General features: G+C 47.4%; 14 protein-coding genes. 6 read left to right on the top strand and 8 right to left on the bottom strand.

Annotated elements, in window-relative coordinates:
- Positions 1 to 12 precede the first annotated feature (12 nt).
- The 3 genes from nusA to NDI48_08055 form a co-directional block, all read right to left on the bottom strand.
- A complete protein-coding gene (gene nusA, locus NDI48_08045; GenBank protein ID MEP0831158.1) occupies positions 13 to 1299 on the bottom strand; it encodes a transcription termination factor NusA in 1287 nt (428 codons plus the stop codon).
- 288 nt (positions 1300 to 1587) lie between these two features.
- Positions 1588 to 2049: a ribosome maturation factor RimP gene (gene rimP, locus NDI48_08050; protein ID MEP0831159.1), complete on the bottom strand. Its 462-nt coding sequence runs from the start codon at positions 2047 to 2049 to the stop codon at positions 1588 to 1590.
- Positions 2050 to 2247: 198 nt separating this feature from the next.
- A complete protein-coding gene (locus NDI48_08055) occupies positions 2248 to 3705 on the bottom strand; it encodes a hypothetical protein (protein MEP0831160.1) in 1458 nt (485 codons plus the stop codon).
- A gap of 386 nt (positions 3706 to 4091) precedes the next feature.
- On the opposite strand from NDI48_08055, the gene NDI48_08060 reads away from it, so the two are divergent.
- Complete coding sequence (locus tag NDI48_08060; GenBank protein ID MEP0831161.1) at positions 4092 to 4799, top strand: peptidoglycan-binding protein; 708 nt, start codon at positions 4092 to 4094, stop codon at positions 4797 to 4799.
- A 26-nt stretch (positions 4800 to 4825) separates the two neighbouring features.
- Here NDI48_08060 and NDI48_08065 read toward each other — a convergent pair whose 3' ends face one another.
- The 3 genes from NDI48_08065 to NDI48_08075 form a co-directional block, all read right to left on the bottom strand.
- Entirely contained in the window at positions 4826 to 5713 is an 888-nt protein-coding gene (locus NDI48_08065; protein MEP0831162.1) for a hypothetical protein, read from the bottom strand.
- 211 nt (positions 5714 to 5924) lie between these two features.
- A complete protein-coding gene (locus NDI48_08070) occupies positions 5925 to 6740 on the bottom strand; it encodes a hypothetical protein (GenBank protein MEP0831163.1) in 816 nt (271 codons plus the stop codon).
- A gap of 36 nt (positions 6741 to 6776) precedes the next feature.
- On the bottom strand, positions 6777 to 9602 hold the full coding sequence (locus NDI48_08075) for a cation-translocating P-type ATPase (protein MEP0831164.1): 2826 nt from the start codon (positions 9600 to 9602) through the stop codon (positions 6777 to 6779).
- Between the two features lie 160 nt (positions 9603 to 9762).
- Between NDI48_08075 and NDI48_08080 the strand changes: the two genes are divergently transcribed.
- Complete coding sequence (locus NDI48_08080) at positions 9763 to 10878, top strand: ATP-binding protein (protein MEP0831165.1); 1116 nt, start codon at positions 9763 to 9765, stop codon at positions 10876 to 10878.
- A gap of 247 nt (positions 10879 to 11125) precedes the next feature.
- Here NDI48_08080 and NDI48_08085 read toward each other — a convergent pair whose 3' ends face one another.
- Positions 11126 to 12517 (bottom strand): ACT domain-containing protein, encoded by a 1392-nt coding sequence (locus tag NDI48_08085; protein ID MEP0831166.1) that lies wholly within the window; start codon positions 12515 to 12517, stop codon positions 11126 to 11128.
- A gap of 145 nt (positions 12518 to 12662) precedes the next feature.
- On the opposite strand from NDI48_08085, the gene NDI48_08090 reads away from it, so the two are divergent.
- Together NDI48_08090 and ilvD are read left to right on the top strand one after the other, a co-directional pair.
- Entirely contained in the window at positions 12663 to 13097 is a 435-nt protein-coding gene (locus NDI48_08090) for an SRPBCC domain-containing protein (protein MEP0831167.1), read from the top strand.
- Between the two features lie 306 nt (positions 13098 to 13403).
- A complete protein-coding gene (ilvD, locus tag NDI48_08095; protein MEP0831168.1) occupies positions 13404 to 15089 on the top strand; it encodes a dihydroxy-acid dehydratase in 1686 nt (561 codons plus the stop codon).
- Between the two features lie 236 nt (positions 15090 to 15325).
- On the opposite strand, the gene NDI48_08100 is transcribed toward ilvD, so the two are convergent.
- On the bottom strand, positions 15326 to 15922 hold the full coding sequence (locus tag NDI48_08100; GenBank protein ID MEP0831169.1) for a Uma2 family endonuclease: 597 nt from the start codon (positions 15920 to 15922) through the stop codon (positions 15326 to 15328).
- Positions 15923 to 16170: 248 nt separating this feature from the next.
- On the opposite strand from NDI48_08100, the gene NDI48_08105 reads away from it, so the two are divergent.
- Both NDI48_08105 and NDI48_08110 read left to right on the top strand, forming a co-directional pair.
- Complete coding sequence (locus NDI48_08105) at positions 16171 to 17949, top strand: tetratricopeptide repeat protein (protein ID MEP0831170.1); 1779 nt, start codon at positions 16171 to 16173, stop codon at positions 17947 to 17949.
- Positions 17940 to 19322, top strand: coding sequence for a CHAT domain-containing protein (locus NDI48_08110; protein MEP0831171.1), 1383 nt, complete (start codon positions 17940 to 17942; stop codon positions 19320 to 19322). Before NDI48_08105 ends, NDI48_08110 begins: the two co-directional genes overlap by 10 nt.
- Positions 19323 to 19613 lie beyond the last annotated feature (291 nt).

Genomic DNA, 19613 nt, shown 5'->3' on the forward strand with positions numbered 1-19613 from the left:
CAAATCCGTCTCCTACTCCTCTTCCTCTTGTTGATCGATCGTTTCATCCAGTGGCTCTGAATCATTCAAATTCAGTGTTTCTACTGCTTCTTCATCATCCTCGTATATGTCGTCAACATCAGGAGAACTGGCGATTAATGCTTCTATTTTGCGATGTTCTGCCTCGTAATCGTACTTAGCCACATCTTTAATATCAATCTTCCAGCCCGTGAGGCGAGCCGCGAGGCGGACGTTCTGACCTTCTTTACCAATTGCTAAACTGAGCTGGTCTTCCGCCACTAAAACATGTGCCTGACGTCCTTCAGGATTGACCAGTAGCACTTGATCCACGCGTGCTGGGCTGAGAGCGTTAGCAATATAGGTGGATGGGTCAGGCGACCAGCGAATCACGTCTATTTTTTCACCCCGTAATTCATTGACCACGACTTGAATGCGCGATCCCCTAGCCCCAATACAAGCCCCAACCGGATCAACATCTCGCTCTAGAGTATCCACGGCAATTTTAGTTCGGGGACCGACATGGCGAGAGGGAGGGTTGGCTTCCCGTGCCACAGCCACAATCCGCACGACTTCATCTTCGATTTCAGGGACTTCGTTAGCAAATAGATAGACGACCAAACCCGCCGCTCCTCTGGAAACGACAAGCTGTGGCCCGCGATGAGGGCCTTCACGCACCTTTTTGAGATAAACCTTAAATGTGGCATTGATGCGATAGTTGTCATTGGGAAGCTGCTCCCGCTTGGGCAATTCGGCCTCGACTTCTGGCTGACCAAAGCCACTGGTAATCGCCATAATCACCGATTGGCGTTCAAATCGCAGCGCTCTGGCTTGTAAAACTGTGCCTTCTAGCTCTTCAAACTCTTCTTGGATGAGTTTACGTTGCTGGTCTCGTAATTTTTGGGAGAGTACCTGCTTGGTTTGAATAGCCGCCATCCGCCCAAATTCGCTTTGGTCTGGAGTCACATCTAAAACAACCGAATCCCCCAGTTGGGCTTCAGAGGCCACTTCCTGAACTTCTTGCAGTGAAATTTGATGGTCGCTGTTGCTGACTTCTTCAACAATCGTTTTGGTCGATAAGACGCGAAAACCTTCTTCTTCAATATCCAGATCGACTTCAAAGTTGTTGAAGTACTCTTCTTCAAAATGGTACCGATCTAGGCGTTGAGCGCGACGATAGCGCTCATATCCTTTTAAGAGGGCTTCTCGTAGCGCTTGTTGAACGGCAGATTTCGGTAGATTGTGACTTTGACTGATTTCTTCAATCATCTTTTTCAGGCCCGGTAAGGCAACGATTGACATAAGCAAATCTCCGTAATGAATGATGAATACATAAAAATTGAAGGGTTTGTCTCCGGGTCGAAGGTTAGTCGGTTGAATGTTTTAACCGACGCTACCCCCGCCTTGGGGAGAGGCGATTCTCGAAGAAGCTACGGCGTCTCGTTTGCTCTAGGAAAGAGTCGCTTGTGCTGACTCCTGCCCAGCTTTGTCCAAACAGAAACGGCAATGAGCGCCTCCTAGAGAAGCTACTGGACTCAAACCAACGAGAAGCCCTTAGGCGTCTACAACCTTTTCACCTTCAACCCGAATTCAAACCTTTGCTTCCAACTGCACCCTGATAATCAGTGGACGGGGAATGGCGAGCGCACGACCTTTCTGGTTCAGGTAAACTCCGGTGTCATCCCGGCGAATTAACTTTCCGCGCCACTCTGTGTGACCTTCAAAAGGTTCAGATGTCTTGACAATGACAGAGAACCCTTTGAAAGAAATGAACTCTCGGTCTGTAGTGAGTTCACGCGAGATCCCAGGACTGGAAATTTCCAAAACATAGGAGTCTGGAATGAGATCTAAAGCATCTAGCTGCTCTTCCAGTGCCCGACTCATCCGTTCGCAGTCATCCAAACTGGTATCATCAGCGCAGTTACGGATATCCACACGCAGTACAGGGGGACGTCTGTTCGTGTGAAAAACAGCCCCGACGACTTCCAATCCCAGATTTTCGGCTACTGGCGTCGCCAAATCGATGAGTTGGGGAATTATGGGATGAGTCATTGAAGCACTCCAACAACAAAAAAAGTGGGTCAACCCCACTTCCAGGTAAAATTTCTTCCAACAAGAAGCTCCGCAGCAAATCGTAAGACTTCCTGCTATGTTCGAGTGTAGCGCAATCTGCTCTACCTGTGACGGGCGATTAGGGATTGAGAGTTTGATTTTTGACGGGTTGTTCTAGTCTGCCCACAGGGACTAGCGCTACTGCTGAGCAATTTGGCGGATGGCTCGGGTTTGTTCTAAGATTTCTTCAAAATCTTCTTCAGATAAGCGCTCAACGTAATTAATCTTGACTTCCTCCAATAAATCCGTCAATAAGGTCTGAATTTTTTGTAAAGTCTGCTTACCCTGTATTTCTGTACCTAAAGCCTCGCTCAGATGTTCAATCAGGCGTTTCATCAATTGTTCTCCAACAGGGTCTTCTTCCATGGCTGCATTGAGACCGTCGTAGATGGCTTGAATGAGTTCTTTGGTCAATCGTTCAGTGAGTTGGTGCTGGAGTTGTCCAAGTCCTGGTAATTGCTCAATGCTTTGGTAAGCCGGAGACTGCTTAATCGCTTTTTCCAGGTTATGTTGCAGCAAGGCTTCTAGGTCAGGTCTAATTTTGGGAAGAATTTGATAAACCACGAGCTGTGTGATCAACGTTGTGAGCGCTGCCACTTCATCGGTATTATTGAGGTCAATATAGGGACGAACTTCCCGTTGGGAGAGCCATCGAGCCAGGTCGCCTCCGCGAATAGAACTTTGTACCTGATTTATCACCCGAACCACTACAACTTCCGTTAAGTCTTCAGCGATGGTGGCAACAAACCCCTGAGTAATTTGCTTTTGGATACGCTCCAGGTCTATCAGTTTCGCCTGATTTAAGCGAATTGTAACGGGGATGATTCGCAGTAGCAGACCATAGCGCAAAAAGGGCACCAGAGAAAACGGTAGTACGAGGAAGAGGTCGTACCAACGCCACAGCATAGCATCTCGCCAACTGATAGCTGTATGCCGGCGACTGATCAACCAGGTACGTGCTAGAAACTCTAAACCAAACAGAATAACAAAGGGTAAATCAATCTTCCAAAAGCGGTCTATAAATTCGCCATTTTCTCCAATGGGGCGATAGTAGTTTGTTTCTATTAAAGGCCGAATTTCCTCACTAAAAAAAATCAATTCTCCCCTGACACCATTTAAGCCTAAGTAGTCTTGGCTCCAAAATTGTCTGAATGATTGTTTAGCTGAATTCTCCTGATTGGGAACATGATCGCGCATTCGATTTTTGATCTTTTCCAGGGTGCCTGTCTTATTGGCTACCTGAAACGGATTCGTATCTACCATTTCTTCACTCTGAAGACGCAGCGCTTCGAGGATTTCTGCTGTCTGTCGTGAGCGTAACCTAGCCAGGATTTCTTGATTCTGTAGGGGTGGTGACTGAATCAGGCCAAGCTGCTTGTCCAGATTATTTACGGTTTCCAAATACTTCCGCGTATCTCGGTTGGGTTCAATCCCTTTATATGGGTCATACCACTTGGCGATCGGCGGCAGAGGAACCTTAAGGGTTTGATTGAGCAAAGGAATCTTGATTCTGCCTTGAAGCCAGAAATTTCGTAAGGGGATATAGCTCAAGTCAAACAGGACAAGAAACAGGTTAGTTGACGCAATGAGCGCCATTCCTCGTTCAAACCAAAGGCTCCGGCGTACTTGAGTTTTAGTTTTTATTGGGGTCAGTTTTGGCAAGGATGACATATTTTTTGTAGTTAGAGATTATTCATCCCAGAAGATCGAATTCCAAACATTATTTATTTATATAGCGGAGGCATCAAAATCCGTTGAGTATAGGACTGAATTGCTCTGCTCAATTACCCAATCTTACAGAACCCATGCAGCCCTGGCAGCAGGCCCATAAAAATGCGTCGCTATCCTTGCGTTTTGCCCATCAGATTGGTATTGTCTAAATCAAGAAAAATAGTATATCAATTATAAAAAACAGCATCTTTCAGATTAGACTATACCTGTTCAAATTGTTATCGGCTCAATCAGTGGTGTGAGGAATGTAAATGATGTGGAATCGATATGGAGTACCCGTTGCTATCATCGGCTTGGGATTAGCCGCCAGTGTGGTGACTTGTGAAGTCGCCTTTGCCCAGCGCAGCCGGGATTATACCCCAAGAGAGTTTCGCGCTGTTTTGCGTGGTTTTGGCTACAATGTTACCCCCGGAGATACCGTTACAGATGAGGCAACCAGAACGGCTATTCGCCAGTTTCAGCAGGGATATAAGCTAAAGGTTGATGGGATTGCTGGTCCTCAGACCCAGAATTTTGCAGCCAATATTGTGAGAATTCTCAAATCTAACCTGAACCTGACTCTTCAGCCTAGCCCTGGCTTACCCATTACTCAGTTTTATGATGCAGCTACGGAAGCGGCTATCAGGCGGTTTCAGGAGCAAGTGAGTTTGCCAGTGACGGGAATGGCTAATCTACAAGTTCGTCAGCGACTTGATCAGGAGGCAAAAGAAATTCTGGGTAAGCCTACTCCAACTCCACCCCCAACTCCAGCCCCAACTCCAACCCCAACTCCACGGGCGACACCCACTCCAACTCCGACACCAACCCCACGGGCGACACCGCAAACAATACCGCCCTCTCCGTCACCCAGTCCATCACCCAGTCCATCACCCAGCCCATCACCCAGCCCATCACCCAGCCCATCACCCAGCCCATCACCCAGCCCATCACCACAAACGAGTCCTCCTGCGCCACGCTAAGGTCTTAGCCTTTAGCATCCCATGACTCAAAACTTAGCTGACTCCGGTAAAGGTCTTCCTTTAGGCTCTGGTAAAGCCGGACGCTGACCATAAGGCATCGGGATATATTGCACAGAAGGGCGTCCTCCTTGGGGTTGTGGGTATAACTCCATGAGATTGTAGATGGCAGGCGGCAGACCAACGGTAATCGGTAAACCCAGTTCTGTCGCCTCCTCAACTGTGACGGGATAGTCATGGGTGACTTGTCCTGTAGTCAGGGTTTCAATAATTTTTTCGATGTTTTCTGAGGCAATCTTTTGTTTTGGCACCTCATCGTTCAAAAGCGTCCGCACAAACCGTTGCACCTGTGCGATCGCTTTGCGTGACAGGTCTGCCATAATCAGGGTTTGGTCGTCGATTTTCTCAATGGGCTTTTGTTCAACCACTTTGAGGACACTTGCCGCTGCCATATTGCCCAGTTGGGGATCGACTGGCCCTAAGACGGCATTAGCATCCATGACAATTTCATCGGCAGCTAGAGCGAGCATTGTGCCGCCACTCATCGCGTAATGAGGCACAAAAACGGTAACTTTGGCTTGGTGGCGAATGAGTGCTCTGGCAATCTGTTCTGTGGCAAGAACAAGCCCTCCTGGTGTATGCAGAATTAAATCAATAGGCACATCAGGAGGGGTGAAGCGAATCGCTCTCAACACCTGTTCTGAGTCTTCAATTGAGATGTATCGCGATAGAGGAATTCCTAGTAAGCTAATTGACTCTTGGCGATGAATCAGCAAAATGACTCGGCTTCGACGCTGCTGCTCAAATGCTCGTAGGGTTTGAACTCGGCGGGTTTCCATCTGGCGTTTTTGCCACCAAGGCTGGAGTGAGGAGAAAACCAAAAAAATCCAGAATAGGTCAAAAAAGTTAAAATTCATGCCTTTGAACCCAAAATGCAGTAACAGGTTTCATATTGCTATCACTCGCAGCAACCGACTGGCATCTTGCTTGGGTTATAGTTACGCCATTTGCTGTGTAATTGCAAGAATAAGGGTACGACAATGTCGTGCCCCTACCCTGCAAAGATAAGTGGTCATGCTATCACGTCTGTATTGCAACAGATAACAGTAGTAAGGGAATATAAAATTATTAAAATTTACACAGGTAGCCTGTCACAAGATTATAGGCAGGAGAAAGTGGTAAATAGTAATCCGCGATCGGATCAATAATGACATATTGAACTTGTTGAGTATTCGTGTTTAATGTTGCTAGAATATTTTTCTGATTTAAACTAGGGATTATAATTCCTCTTTCAGACAAACGTTGAAATAAATATGCAGACTGAATTTTGAGCAGTTGCCGCTTCTTATCAGGATCGAGAAAACGATGTAAAGAGAACCTGAATTTGCGGAGAATTTCCTGGAAATTGGGAATCTTAAATGTCTGACAAAATTCAGGACTAAATCCAGCTTTTGTTTTTCCCAGGGTGGTACCCTCAATTTTTGGCATAAATAGGATTTTCTTAAAAAGGGCACTCTTGACCCGTGTTTGCAAGTGCAAGTAGACCGGGCAAATCTGGAGTAGTGCTTTTTCTTGATTGTTTAACCTGGTTTCAAATTCCCAAGCTAATTGTATGCTTCTGGAAAATTGTTTTCTTGGATTTTCTGTACCCCAACGGCCTTCTGAACATTTCAAGGCTAGATGTGAATGAGGAAAAACACCTAATTCAGAATCATACTTACCTAGGATGTGAATTCCTCGATTAAATTTTTCTTTGTAGGGATTGATGTTGTATCTCTCCTGGTTGTGTTCTAATGCTGTGATGAAATAAGTCAACTTTTGTATGAATTCAGCAAGATTGACAGATTGTTTTTGCAATTGCTGATCAATACTCTGTTCCAGGTCAAGCCTGATGTCCCCTTGGTTATAAGTTTGAATACCAAAAGGTGAATCTGCTTTATTCATAAGAAACATCAACCAGGCTAATGGGTTAGGTTTAAACTATTTACGAGCGACATACCAGCGGATAAATAGCTTCTCTGCTTCAATCCAGATGAACACAAGAGCGCTAAATCCAATGCAAACCAATAGCTCTAATCCACTCAGGTAATGAGTATTGAAGAAGTTCCGAAGTGGTTCAACGTAAATAAGCATCAGTTGTAGGATGCTGGTGACGGCAACGGATAGCAGCAGGTAGGGATTTGACAAGGGATTTACTTCTACCATCAACCGCGTATTGGAGCGAATCGCCAGTGCATGTCCCATCTGAGCTAAACAAAGGGTGGTGAACACCATTGTTTGCCAGCGATCGCGATCTAACAACTCACTTTGCACCTGTTCGGTATAACCGTATGCCCAAACCATCATCAAGATGGTGATCACTGCCAGAATAATACCAATCCGTACCATGTAAGAGCCTAAGCCCCTGGCGAAAATGCTCTCCTTGGGATCTTTAGGGGGTTGTTGCATGACGATCGGTCTACCGGGTTCGACGGCTAGTGCCAGAGCCGGAAGTCCATCAGTCACTAAATTCATCCAAAGAATTTGTAGGGGCGATAGCGGCACTCCCCCTAATCCTAATAAGGGCGCGGCGGCGATCGTCAAGACTTCTCCGATATTGCTGCCCAGGATGTAGCGAATGAAGCGACGAATGTTGATATAAACGACTCGACCTTCTTCAACTGCCGAAACAATGGTGGCAAAGTTGTCATCCAGTAGCACCATGTCACTCGCTTCTTTACTGACATCGGTGCCTGTAATGCCCATTGCTACTCCGATATCGGCTTGTTTTAAGGCTGGGGCATCGTTGACTCCATCCCCGGTCATCGCAACAATCTGTCCCTGCTGCTGGAGTGCCTGGACAATGCGTAACTTGTGTTCAGGTGCAACACGGGCATACACGCTGACGTGATGAACTTCTGCTTCCAGTTCTGGCTGGGAAAGCTTCTGGAGTTCCTGTCCCGTCAGGCAGCGATCGCCCATTTTCGCAATGCCCAGGTCTTGTGCGATCGCCTGAGCGGTGAGTTGGTGATCGCCCGTAATCATCACCGGACGAATCCCTGCGGCACGGCATTTTTCCACCGCATCGCGCACCTCCGGACGAGGGGCATCCAGCATTCCCACTAATCCCAACCAGGTCAAGTTGGTTTCAGCCTTATCGTCTGAATCTTGTGGTAACTCTGTCAAGTTCTTGCTAGCCAACCCTAAGACACGCAACCCTCGGCTGGCAAGCTGATTGTTCTGCTCTAAAATTTGCTGACGTTGTTCGGTTGTGATGGGTTGAGCCTGATTGTCTTGCTGAATGTGGGTGCAGCGTTCTAGAACCAGTTCGGGTGAGCCTTTGGTAAACATGACAAAGGGGCTGGTTCCAATTTGGCTGGATGCATCCTGCACAACAACACTCATTCGCTTGCGTTCAGAGGAAAACGGAAACTCGGTAACACGAGGTAACTGCTGCTCTTCCTGGTCTTTGCGGAATCCCCCTTTTCCGGCGACTGCCAGCAGTGCTCCTTCGGTTGGATCGCCCAAAATTGCCCAATCGCCATGCTCTTTCTGCAATACAGCATCATTGCAAAGCACACAGGCCATCAGCAGCGATCGTAATTCTGGATCTGCCGACCCGGAAATTTCTGGCGATGATTCTGCAATAGCCAGAGGGTAAAATTTGCCTTCAGGACTGTATCCCTCACCCGTCACACGAGCCGCGTAGCGATGGGTATGGACTGCCTGCACCACCATTTTGTTCTGCGTCAGGGTTCCTGTCTTGTCCGAGCAAATGGTTGTGACAGAGCCGAGAGTTTCCACCGCAGGCAATTTGCGGATTAGGGCATGGCGCTTCACCATGCGTTGGGTGCCCAATGCCAGGGTTACGGTGATTACGGCGGGTAAGCCTTCCGGTACAACTGCAACCGCCATACTCAGAGAGACTTTGACCAGTTCCTCAAACAATGAAGGATTGAACAGGGTCCCTCCAGCAATGACGAGGGCTACCAGAATTAACGACCCTGTCACCAACGTATTACCCAGTTGGGTCATGCGTTTTTGCAGTGGCGTTGGTTCTGTTTCCACTGATTGCAGCGCCGTGGCGATCTTACCCAATTCGGTTTGCATTCCGGTGCCTGTCACCAGGACCGTTGCCCGTCCCTGCACCACCTCTGTTCCAGAAAACACCAGATTGATGCGATCGCCTAACGGTGCATCCTCTGGCAAAATCGCATTGGCTTGTTTTTCGACTGCGTGTGCTTCTCCCGTCAGGGCGGCTTCTCGCACCTGCAAATTAGCCGCTTCCAAAATTCGCCCATCTGCTGCCACCTTGACCCCTGCCTCCAGCAGCATGATATCGCCCGGAACCAGTTCTTTAGACTCAACCTCTAGGGGTTTGCCGTTGCGGATCAGCCGCACTTTCGAGGATGCCATGTTTTTCAGGGCTGCCAGTGCTTTTTCGGCTCCGCTCTCCTGAAGATAGCCCAGTAGCCCATTCAGCACCACCACCGCAAAGATTGCCACCGCGTCTTTGGGAAAGATGAACTGCCCCTTCACCAGGGATTCGCGCACATCCAGAATTGTCGAAATAATTGCAACGGCGATCAGCATCAACAACATGATGTTCTTAAACTGATCCCAGAAAATTTCTAGGGGCGATCGCCCTCCCGTTTCGACCAGCTCGTTTGTACCGTAGTGCTGTAAATTCTGGTCAACCTGTTCCTGGGTTAAGCCTTGTGTGCGATCGCTCTTCAGCAGCCAAAGGGCTTTTTCAGCTTCGATTGTGTGCCAGGATTGGCTTGTAGAGGGCTGAGAAATTTGAGGGCGCGAGGAGATGGCAGACATGGGTCAACGCTCTTGCACTAAAAATTAGTTCTTATAAGCTAACATTGCACTATTTTTAGGTGCAAGTAGAGTGCATCGAAAATTCTTTTGGGGTGGTAAGGAAAAAGTAAATGGTTTCTCCGTGTAAGGCTGGCTTAAGGGTGAGGATGATAGGTTGAGCATGATGAACGATACGTTTAAGCCGCAGGGGTTGATTGGCAGGCAGGCTGAGCTAAAGCAAATCTGTGCAATTTTGGCGGCTGACCAGGATTTGATGCTGACTGGTGTGACTGGAAGTGGGAGGCGATCGCTGATTCGCTATGCAGCACAGCAAATTGGAGCCAGAGTTTTGGAGATTGATTGCCTACGAGCCACCACCTCTTCTCGCTTTTTAGAGCTGTTGGCAGAAGGGATGCTTCATATCTTTGCAACACCGGAAGAACGAACGTTAATAGAGCAGTGGGCTTCTGCCTATCCTCTGCAATTAGAACAAGCAACAGCCCATCAAGCCCGTTTTGTTTGGCAGGTTCCCCTCAATGATGAATGGCTGATCCTGGAAGCCTTATTGAAGCTTCCCCAGGTCATAGCAGAACAGTTAAGCGGTCGAGTGGTGTTTGTCTTCCAGAATTTCCCCCATATTCGTTCTTGGGATCGGGCAGGTCGATGGGAATCCTATTTGCGACAGGAAATTCAACAGCAAAATCGAGTCAGCTATGTTGTCCTGGCAACAACACCAGAAGACTGGGTGGAAAGTAGCCCGGTTCAAATAGTTTCCCTGCTTCCCCTGCAACATCAGGAACTTGAAACGTGGCTCGTTGAAGCAATGGCAGCAGAAGGATTGAAGTTTGAAGGGGATGCCCTGGAATTATTTCTAGATTACACGCAGGGGCATGTGGGAGATGCGATCGCCTTAGCGCGGCGAATTTGGAGTGACCATCGTTGCTTTTATCAGGATGAAGAAACCCGATTTTCGTTGCCATCTTCTCCAAAACTCATCCAACTCCATCACGTCCATCGCAGCACATTAAGATTGGTCGAGGATCTGTCTGTTACCTTTGAATCTCTTCTACTTCTCCTGCCTCCCATTCAGGCACGGGTTCTGGAAAGTTTAGCGATCGATCCGACTGATAGCCCTCATTCACGCCCCTATCTTCAGAAACACCAGTTTTCAAGAGGAGGTGGGTTTCAGGGGGCGCTTACAGGATTAGAACAGAAAGGATTAATTTATGGAGCCAAAGTAGGGTATCGAGTTGCAATGCCACTTTTATCGTTTTGGCTGAAACATCGCCTTTTATAACTTCAGAACGTTTGAGAGTATTCCGACGATATAGGTTCACAATATTTCAAGAAGCCTCCAGACCGTTAGAACCGTCGCTATTTACCCATTGATCCTGCGATCGCAACAATTATCCTAAAACAGACCCTAAACTCCCTGCTGGGGAAGAAGAAAAAGGAGAATGAACACAGCAAATCAGGCTATGATCCCCCCTAACCCTCCTCGTATGATCTCCGGTTAAAAAGGGGGGAACAAGAGTAAAAAAGAATTACCGACGTGCTACACCATCTTGTCGTGCCGCACGCTGCACAGCACCGGCAACGGCTGTTACGACTCGCTCATCAAATACGGAAGGAATGATGTGTTCTCGGTCTAAATCTGAGGCATGAATCAAAGAGGCGATCGCATTCGCCGCTTCTAAGTACATATTGGTAGTAATTGCCTGTGCGCGACAGTCTAAAGCACCGCGAAAAATTCCCGGAAAGGCGAGGACGTTATTTATTTGATTTGGGTAATCACTCCGACCAGTTGCCATCACAGCAACATCATGCTCCACTAATTCTGGTTGAATTTCTGGGATGGGATTTGCCATCGCCATGACAATCGGTTTTTTAGCCATCGACAGCACCATCTGTGGCGTTACGACATGGGGGACGCTAACCCCCAAAAACACATCGGCACCGGACATGGCACCAGCGAGGGAACCCGCCGCATCAACGGCAAATTCTTTCTTTTGCAGCGTTAAGTCAGCACGGCTTTTGGAGAGGATGCCTTGAGAGTCACACATTAAGATGGTCTTAGCACCGGCTTTCCGCAGTAAGCGGGCGATCGCAATTCCAGCCGCACCAGCCCCATTAATCACAATCCTCACGTCCTCCATAGATTTGTGTACCAGCTTCAAGGCGTTAATCAAGGCCGCGAGACTGACAATCGCTGTACCATGTTGGTCATCGTGAAACACAGGAATATCTAATTCCCGCCGCAGTCGCTCTTCGATTTCAAAGCAGCGTGGAGCACTGATATCTTCCAGGTTGACACCCCCAAATACGGGAGCGATATTCTTGACAGTTTCGACAATTTGGTCTGTACTTTGGTTCGCCACGCAGATGGGAAAAGCATCAATACCCGCAAACTTTTTAAACAGCATGGCTTTGCCTTCCATGACTGGCAGCGCTGCCTCTGGCCCCAAGTTGCCCAATCCCAATACTGCACTGCCATCGGTGACAATGGCGACGGTGTTGCTTTTGATCGTGAGGGAGTAAACTTTTTCTGGGTCTTCTGCGATCGCTTCACAAATTCGACCCACGCCGGGAGTGTAAGCCATGGCTAAATCGGCTTGAGTTTCTAGCGGCATTTTGCTCTGGACACAAATTTTGCCGCCCCGATGCATGTTAAATGTGCGATCGTAGACGTTGAGCAGTTTGATATGGCTCAGAGCCTTAACCGCGTTGACAATTTGTTCGGCGTGTTCCGTACTTGTGGCATCCACCGTAAGATCGCGAGTGGAAATCCTGCGAGTCTGTTCGAGGAGCGTTATTTGCCCAAGGTTCCCTCCCACATCTGCGATCGCCTGTGTCACGCTGGCTAACATCCCGGCACGGTTGGGAACTTGTACGCGGATCGTCAAACTGAAGCTAGGGTTGGGTGTGAGGTCTGCCATGCTATATCAATTTTGGCTTTTAACTTGTAAATTTTAGATTGATTTCCAATTGTTCAATCTAAAATCTCAAATAACACCTAGCCTACAGGGCTAACGGACTAGTCATTGTACTCAGTTACACCTATAGGAGGTGATATGCCTTTTTATGACGAGTCTTTACACTGAAATTGTGATTAATGCGCCGAAACAGAGAGTTTGGCAAACCTTATTCCAGAAAGAGCAATGGAAGCACTGGAATACGTTTTTATATGACCGTAACTCAAACATTCCCTTTCGCCCAGGAAACGAAGTCTGCCTCTCTGTGCGACGCATTCCCCACGAGGATGAAACCGAATTTGAGCCTTTGATAATACAGGTTCAGCCCAATTTCTGCCTCAGCTGGGTTTCCTCAATTCCTGGCTTGCGGAATGAGTATGTGTTTGAATTGCAAGAGATTGGTGTGGGTCGTACCCAATATATTCACAAAAATTATTATTCAGGTTTCTTAACCCGTGTGTTTCTGCCGTTTATTCGGGGAGATGAGCAGCGAGGGAATCAACGAATGGCTAGGGAATTGAAGCGATATGTTGAGAGTTTTTGATCAGCTTGCAGAGTTCCTCTCCTGACTGGCTGATTCGCAGAAACTCTTAAGTCCTAAAACCAACTAAAACGTCATACATTTCTGAGAGAATCAAAAAATAGTTTTCAGCGAAAGCTCCATTTGTCAAGTTGGAAGGTTCGTCGGTTGAAAGTTGGACGGTTGGACATAATTTTCTGTAGGCATTCCTGACGGGTAGGTTCAAACTAGCCCTAACCTTCCACTTGTGAACCTGCAACCTGCATACTTTCTAACCTCCAACCCATGCTGCTGATAGCGGATAGCGGATAACCAAGGAAGAACACACCAATGCCGGACAACCTTAGAAGCCAAGTTGTTACCCAGGGCGTTCAGCGATCGCCTAACCGTGCCATGCTACGGGCGGTGGGTTTCCAAGACCAAGATTTTACCAAGCCCATTGTGGGTCTTGCTAATGGCTACAGCACGATTACCCCTTGCAATATGGGCATCAATGTGCTTGCCCAACGAGCCGAGGCGGCGATTAAAAACGCCAGTGCCATGCCTCAAATGTTCGGCACGATTACAATTAGCGACGGCATCTCGATGGGTACGGAAGGGATGAAGTATTCCCTGGTGTCACGAGACGTGATTGCTGACTCGATTGAGACAGCTTGCAATGGTCAGAGTATGGATGGGGTGCTGGCGATTGGCGGCTGTGACAAGAATATGCCAGGTGCCATGATTGCAATGGCACGGATGAATATTCCTGCCATTTTTGTCTACGGCGGCACCATCAAACCCGGACATCACAACGGGCGCGACTTGACGGTTGTCAGTTCCTTTGAAGCGGTTGGGCAATACAGCGCCGGCAAAATTGACGAAAACGAACTGATGGAAGTCGAACGCAAGGCTTGCCCTGGTGCAGGTTCTTGCGGTGGGATGTATACGGCGAATACGATGTCTTCCGCCTTTGAAGCGATGGGGATGAGCCTGCCGTATTCGTCCACAATGGCAGCAGAAGATGCAGAAAAAGCGGACAGTGCGGAAAAATCGGCTTTTGTCTTGGTGGAGGCGATTCGGAAACAGTTATTGCCCCGCCAGATTCTAACTCGTAAGGCATTTGAAAATGCGATCGCGGTCATTATGGCAGTCGGGGGTTCCACGAATGCGGTATTACATTTCTTGGCGATCGCACATTCGGCTGGAGTAGAGTTAATTCTCGATGATTTTGAGACGATTCGTGCGAAAGTGCCGGTACTCTGTGACCTGAAACCCAGCGGTCAATATGTGGCAACCGATTTACATCGCGCTGGTGGCATTCCTCAAGTGATGAAAATGCTGCTGGCGCATGATTTGTTGCATGGTGATGCCTTAACGATTACGGGTCAAACCATTGCTGAAGTATTGGCAGATGTTCCAGAGGAACCCCCGAAAGACCAAGATGTGATTCGTACTTGGGATAATCCGATGTATGCTCAAGGGCACTTGGCAATTTTGAGAGGGAATCTGGCAACAGAGGGTGCCGTGGCGAAAATTACAGGCGTCAAAAAGCCACAAATTACTGGCCCTGCACGGGTATTTGAATCCGAGGAAGCTTGTCTAGATGCCATTCTTGCTAATCAGATTCAGGCAGGAGATGTAATTGTTATCCGTTATGAAGGGCCAAAAGGTGGGCCAGGAATGCGGGAAATGCTGGCTCCAACTTCAGCACTGATTGGTGCTGGGTTAGGCGATGCGGTGGGTTTAATTACTGACGGGCGCTTTTCTGGGGGCACCTACGGCATGGTTGTGGGACATGTGGCACCAGAGGCAGCGGTTGGGGGTGCGATCGCATTGATTCAAGAAGGGGATACGATTACGATTGATGCCCCTGCTCGGTTGTTACAGCTCAATGTATCGGATGAGGAACTCGAACGACGCCGTGCTAACTGGCAACCGCCCACACCTCGGTATACAACAGGTGTGCTGGCGAAGTATGCCAAGTTAGTTTCTTCTAGTAGTGTCGGTGCCGTGACGGATTTGGGATTGGGCTAAGTTTGTACCACACATGATCTCTATTATCTAGTTCCCCTTTTTTAAGGGGGGCTAGGGCGTGTTTTCAAACTACTCGTTATTGCGTTTCATCCTGGAAGATCCCCTTAAATCCCCCTTTTTAAGGGGGACTTTAAGAGTTTTCTCCCCCCAATTCATCGAAGGGCTGGGGGGAGCGAAAGGGTTTGAAAACAGGCCCTAGGGGGGATCTAATCTATAGCGCGACAGCTTTTCCCCGGCTATTGCTGAAGTTCCTGCTGAAAAGTCTTGATCGCATCAACATGATTCACCATATTGATGCAACGTAACAACAAATTTAGATCGATGGCTTTTACTTCCTCACTACTAGAAACCTTTTCATAGTGAAGTGTATTCCCCTCTTCCCGTAGGTGATAGACCTCTAAAACTCCGTCTTCCCAAAACCACACTTCCTTTATCTTCAGCCGCTTGTACACCTCCAGTTTGTTGATGCCGCCACTCGTAAACACCACCTCGATCGCTAGATCGGGACGCACTCGACTTGGGGCAAGTTTATAAGATTCATCTGCCTCTCGCTTGACAGCGCCCCCTTCACTTTCTAGAGTCATTGAGCCAGTTGGAGTAAAGTCAAACCCTGCCATGAGCAGGTAAAGTTCCAACAATGCAGCAATCCTCTTTTTAACTGTTTCGTGGGGTTCTCCTGGCATTCGTCGAATCTCCAAAACTCCATCCAGGAAAGAGAGTCGATATCCTGGACGATCTAATAATTGCTCAACGGCTTTAAACTCTCTCCAAGTTAGTCCCTCAAACAAAAGGGGTGATTCCTTTGTGGGTGTTGCGATTGTTGCTGGGGTCATTTGAGTCTCCAGTTTGTTTCCACACTTAGAAATAATCAAGTTTGGAGGGCGGTCTGTTTATTGTAACTTCTGCTATGTGAACACTCCGGACTAGGGGTTGATAAAAAATGTAGGCATTGATAGCCAGTTGTTAGCCTATGCGATCGCCCCTTCCGGGCAGCGCGGAGCGATCGCACTGCATAAGCTCCCAACTCATGAGATATATGTTGTTACGTCAGTAATCCTCTACCAACACAGGACTTGCCCAAATGCACCCCCGTCTCAAGTCCGTCAGCTTGTTTACGACAACGTTGCTGCTTTCCCTGACTCCTTCCCTACTCCCTAGGGCAAGCACAAGGGTTACCTCTACTCTCGACTTCCTACTCCCTGCCTCAGCACAGACACTCACGACTCAAAACCGCCAAACTGAGGTAGACAAGCTATTCCAAGAAGGCGTGCAGCAGTATCGCCACGGGGAATACCCCAAAGCACTGCAAACTTATCAACGGGTACTGGAGATACGGCAACAACTGAACGACAAAGCCGGAATTGGGCAAACCCTCAACAACATAGGTGAGGTTTACCTCGGTTTAGCGCAACCTGACAAAGCCGAAGATGTCTTGCAGCAAGCCTTGGCTATGCGTCGGGAACTAAAAGACCGAAAGGGGGAAGGAGAAACCCTCGATAACCTTGGCTCAATTTACCTCTTCAAAGACCAATATGACAAAGCTTTGGAAACTTTACAGCAAGCCTTAGCTATTCGTCGAGAGGGAAAAGATAGGGCAGGGGAAGGTAGGACACTGACAAAAATAGGGGTAACTTACTCTTATTTAAAACAAAAGTCTAAAGCTTTAGAAATATATAACCAAGCACTGGCAATTCAGCAAGAAGTAGGAGATAAATTTCAGATAGGTTATACGTTTGGTGCGATAGGTTCACTATATTCAGATTTGGAAGACTATCCCCGTGCTTTGGAGTGGTTTGAGAAATCATTAGACGCACACCGAGAGGTAGGTAATCGCTTCGCCGAAGGCAATTTTCTGTCCCAGGCAATAGAGTTAGCAAACCAAGCCTTACAAGTTGCTAAACGACTAGAAAATAGCGACATTGAACAGCATACTTTGGGTGAATTGAGGGACATTTACAATAACCAAGGGAACTATCAAAAAGCTCTGGAGTTAGCACAACAATGCTTGACACTGCTACAGCAGAGTGAAAGTAACTATGAGTTCTTGGCTTTACAAGATTTGAGCCGCAGTTACGGGGCTGTAGGAGACACCCAAAAAGCCATTGAGGTAGCAAACCAATCTGTGGCAAAGTCTCGACAACAGCAAAATCCCAATTTTGAACAACAAGCTTTGGCTGCTCTTAGCCAAGCATACAATGCACAAGGGAAATATGAGCAGGGGATTGAAGTAGGACAACAAAGCTTGGCTATTGCTCAAAAAATCAAAAACTTCCGAGGCGAAGCATGGGCGGCGGAGTCTCTCAGCAATGCTTATCAAAAATTGGGAGACTATCAAAAAGTAATTTCTGTTGTAGAACCAGGCTTAGTATCTGCAAGAAAATACAAAGACCGTCAACAAGAAGCAAGCTTGCTAATGAATTTGGGCGATGCTTACCAAATAGTTGGCAATTACACCAAAGGTAAGGAGTTCATCGAGCAAAGTTTGGCAATAGCACAAGAGTTAAAAAATCCTGGTTTGGAATCTCAAGCATTATCTTACCTGGGTAATCTTTACAACAATAGCAATGACTATCAGAGAGCATTGGAGTTGAATCAGCAAAGCTTGAAAATAGCTACAGAACTTAAGAGTCCTTTACTGGAGTCCATATCAGAGTTTAATCTCGGTGATATCTACAGTAAGCTGGGAAATTACCCCAAAAGTCGCGAATATTATCAACAGGCACTTGCCACGATGCGGCAACTTAAAAATCGCCAAGGTGAAGGTATTGCTTTATTAAGTCTTGCTGATACTTACTTTGCCCAAAGAGAACCGCAAAAAACTGTAGAATTTGCCCAACCGACAAGCCAAATGTGCCTCTAAGTGCAACTGAAAGCAAGATTCCCGCCGCTAGTCAGTCTTTAATTGCTTTGGGACGAAAGATTAGCGAATGCGATCGCACAAATTGTAGCCAAAAAAGCGCCCTCAATGACAAACTCACCGCTGTGGTAGAACAATTCAATCAAGACTTGCTGAAAATTGACAAGGAAATCCGCGCTAACCGTACCACCGACGATGTGTTCTTCGACCCCCGGAAACTGGCGAAAGCTAGAGAAATTGTCAAAGCGCAACCGGGTACAGTGATGATTTACCCCTTAGTGATGGAGAATAAGCTCTGGTTGCTGATGTACTCCGAAGGGGATGTCGTCAAGAAAGTTGAAGTCAATGTTGGACAACAGGAGTTAGGGGAAACAGTCGTCCAGTTCCGTAAATTACTACAAAGTCCTAACTCTAATATTGCAGAAGTTCAAGCCACCAGTGCCAAACTCTACAACTGGTTGATTAAACCCCTAGAAGCGGAACTGAAGGCAAACCCCATTAAACATCTAGTCTTTTCCCTTGATCGGGTGACGCGCTACATCCCCATGAGTGCTCTGTTTGATGGGAAAAACTACCTGATTGAGAACTACTCTGTATATACGGTGCTATCAGCCGATTTGACCGATATGCGCGATCGCCTGCCAACCGGAACTCAAAACACCCCTATTCTGGCAATGGGACTATCAGATGCTGTCTCTGGTTTCAATGCTTTGCCGAATGTACCCGCCGAATTAGATGCGATCGTGCTAACGAAAACCAACGATACCCAAGGCATTTATCCGGGAGAGAAATTCCTAAACCACGCCTTTGACTTTCGTACTCTGCGAGACAATCTCACGGGATACAAGATTTTGCACCTTGCCACTCACGGTGAATTTGTGCCAAATAGCTCAGATAAGTCTTACCTTCTGTTAGGAACAGGTGAACAGCTAACGATCGCCAAGATTAATGCCTTGACGGCATTAAGTAATATTCACCTCGTCGTCCTATCCGCTTGCGAAACGGCATTGGCTGGGCCTCGTCAAGATGGGGTAGAAATTGCCAGTGTCGCCTACTACTTTCTCAATGGGGGAGCTAAAGCAGTGATGGCTTCCCTGTGGTCAGTTAACGATGCCAGCACTAGCTTATTGATGCAACAATTTTACAAGGATTTAGCTAGTGGAATATCAGAAAAACCGATGCCTAAAGCCGAAGCACTGCGTCAAGCACAACTTAGTTTGTTGCAAGGTAAACTCACGGCTAAAGATGCTCCACAACGAGGACTTGGGGTTGTCTCCAAACCTGGGGTAGAGACTACCGCAGCTAATAACAGCCGTTCCAATTTTTCTCACCCCTACTACTGGGCACCCTTTATTCTAATTGGCAATGGTTTGTAGAGTGACATCTAAGCTGAAAAAAGAAGTCAGGAGTCAGGGGAGAGAACTTTTCATCCAATGCTCGTAAGCGCTTTTTTATTGGAGGGACTTGCACCAAATGAGAGGACGGGCGAGACGCCCATCCCACAATCAATAATTTTGTTTATGGGGTAGGCATCCTGCCTGCCCTATGCAAGGCTAATTGTGGCTGGTTAGCTTATCTCAGTACAGCGATCCAACTTAGGTAGAGTGTTAGCCTGGATATGTTCCAATACGTATTGTCAAATGTTCCTTGTATAGCTTTAAGCTGGT

The sequence above is a fragment of the Microcoleus sp. AS-A8 genome, assembly GCA_039962225.1.
Classification (GTDB): Bacteria; Cyanobacteriota; Cyanobacteriia; order Cyanobacteriales; family Coleofasciculaceae; genus Allocoleopsis.

Excerpts from the sequence above, each read along its gene's own strand:
- nusA (MEP0831158.1), bottom strand. The coding sequence starts at position 1,299 with ATGTCAATCGTTGCCTTACCGGGCCTGAAAAAGATGATTGAAGAAATC.
- rimP (MEP0831159.1), bottom strand. The coding sequence starts at position 2,049 with ATGACTCATCCCATAATTCCCCAACTCATCGATTTGGCGACGCCAGTA.
- NDI48_08055 (MEP0831160.1), bottom strand. The coding sequence starts at position 3,705 with ATGGCGCTCATTGCGTCAACTAACCTGTTTCTTGTCCTGTTTGACTTG.
- NDI48_08060 (MEP0831161.1), top strand. The coding sequence starts at position 4,092 with ATGATGTGGAATCGATATGGAGTACCCGTTGCTATCATCGGCTTGGGA.
- NDI48_08065 (MEP0831162.1), bottom strand. The coding sequence starts at position 5,713 with ATGAATTTTAACTTTTTTGACCTATTCTGGATTTTTTTGGTTTTCTCC.
- NDI48_08070 (MEP0831163.1), bottom strand. The coding sequence starts at position 6,740 with ATGAATAAAGCAGATTCACCTTTTGGTATTCAAACTTATAACCAAGGG.
- NDI48_08075 (MEP0831164.1), bottom strand. The coding sequence starts at position 9,602 with ATGTCTGCCATCTCCTCGCGCCCTCAAATTTCTCAGCCCTCTACAAGC.
- NDI48_08080 (MEP0831165.1), top strand. The coding sequence starts at position 9,763 with ATGATGAACGATACGTTTAAGCCGCAGGGGTTGATTGGCAGGCAGGCT.
- NDI48_08085 (MEP0831166.1), bottom strand. The coding sequence starts at position 12,517 with ATGGCAGACCTCACACCCAACCCTAGCTTCAGTTTGACGATCCGCGTA.
- NDI48_08090 (MEP0831167.1), top strand. The coding sequence starts at position 12,663 with ATGACGAGTCTTTACACTGAAATTGTGATTAATGCGCCGAAACAGAGA.
- ilvD (MEP0831168.1), top strand. The coding sequence starts at position 13,404 with ATGCCGGACAACCTTAGAAGCCAAGTTGTTACCCAGGGCGTTCAGCGA.
- NDI48_08100 (MEP0831169.1), bottom strand. The coding sequence starts at position 15,922 with ATGACCCCAGCAACAATCGCAACACCCACAAAGGAATCACCCCTTTTG.
- NDI48_08105 (MEP0831170.1), top strand. The coding sequence starts at position 16,171 with ATGCACCCCCGTCTCAAGTCCGTCAGCTTGTTTACGACAACGTTGCTG.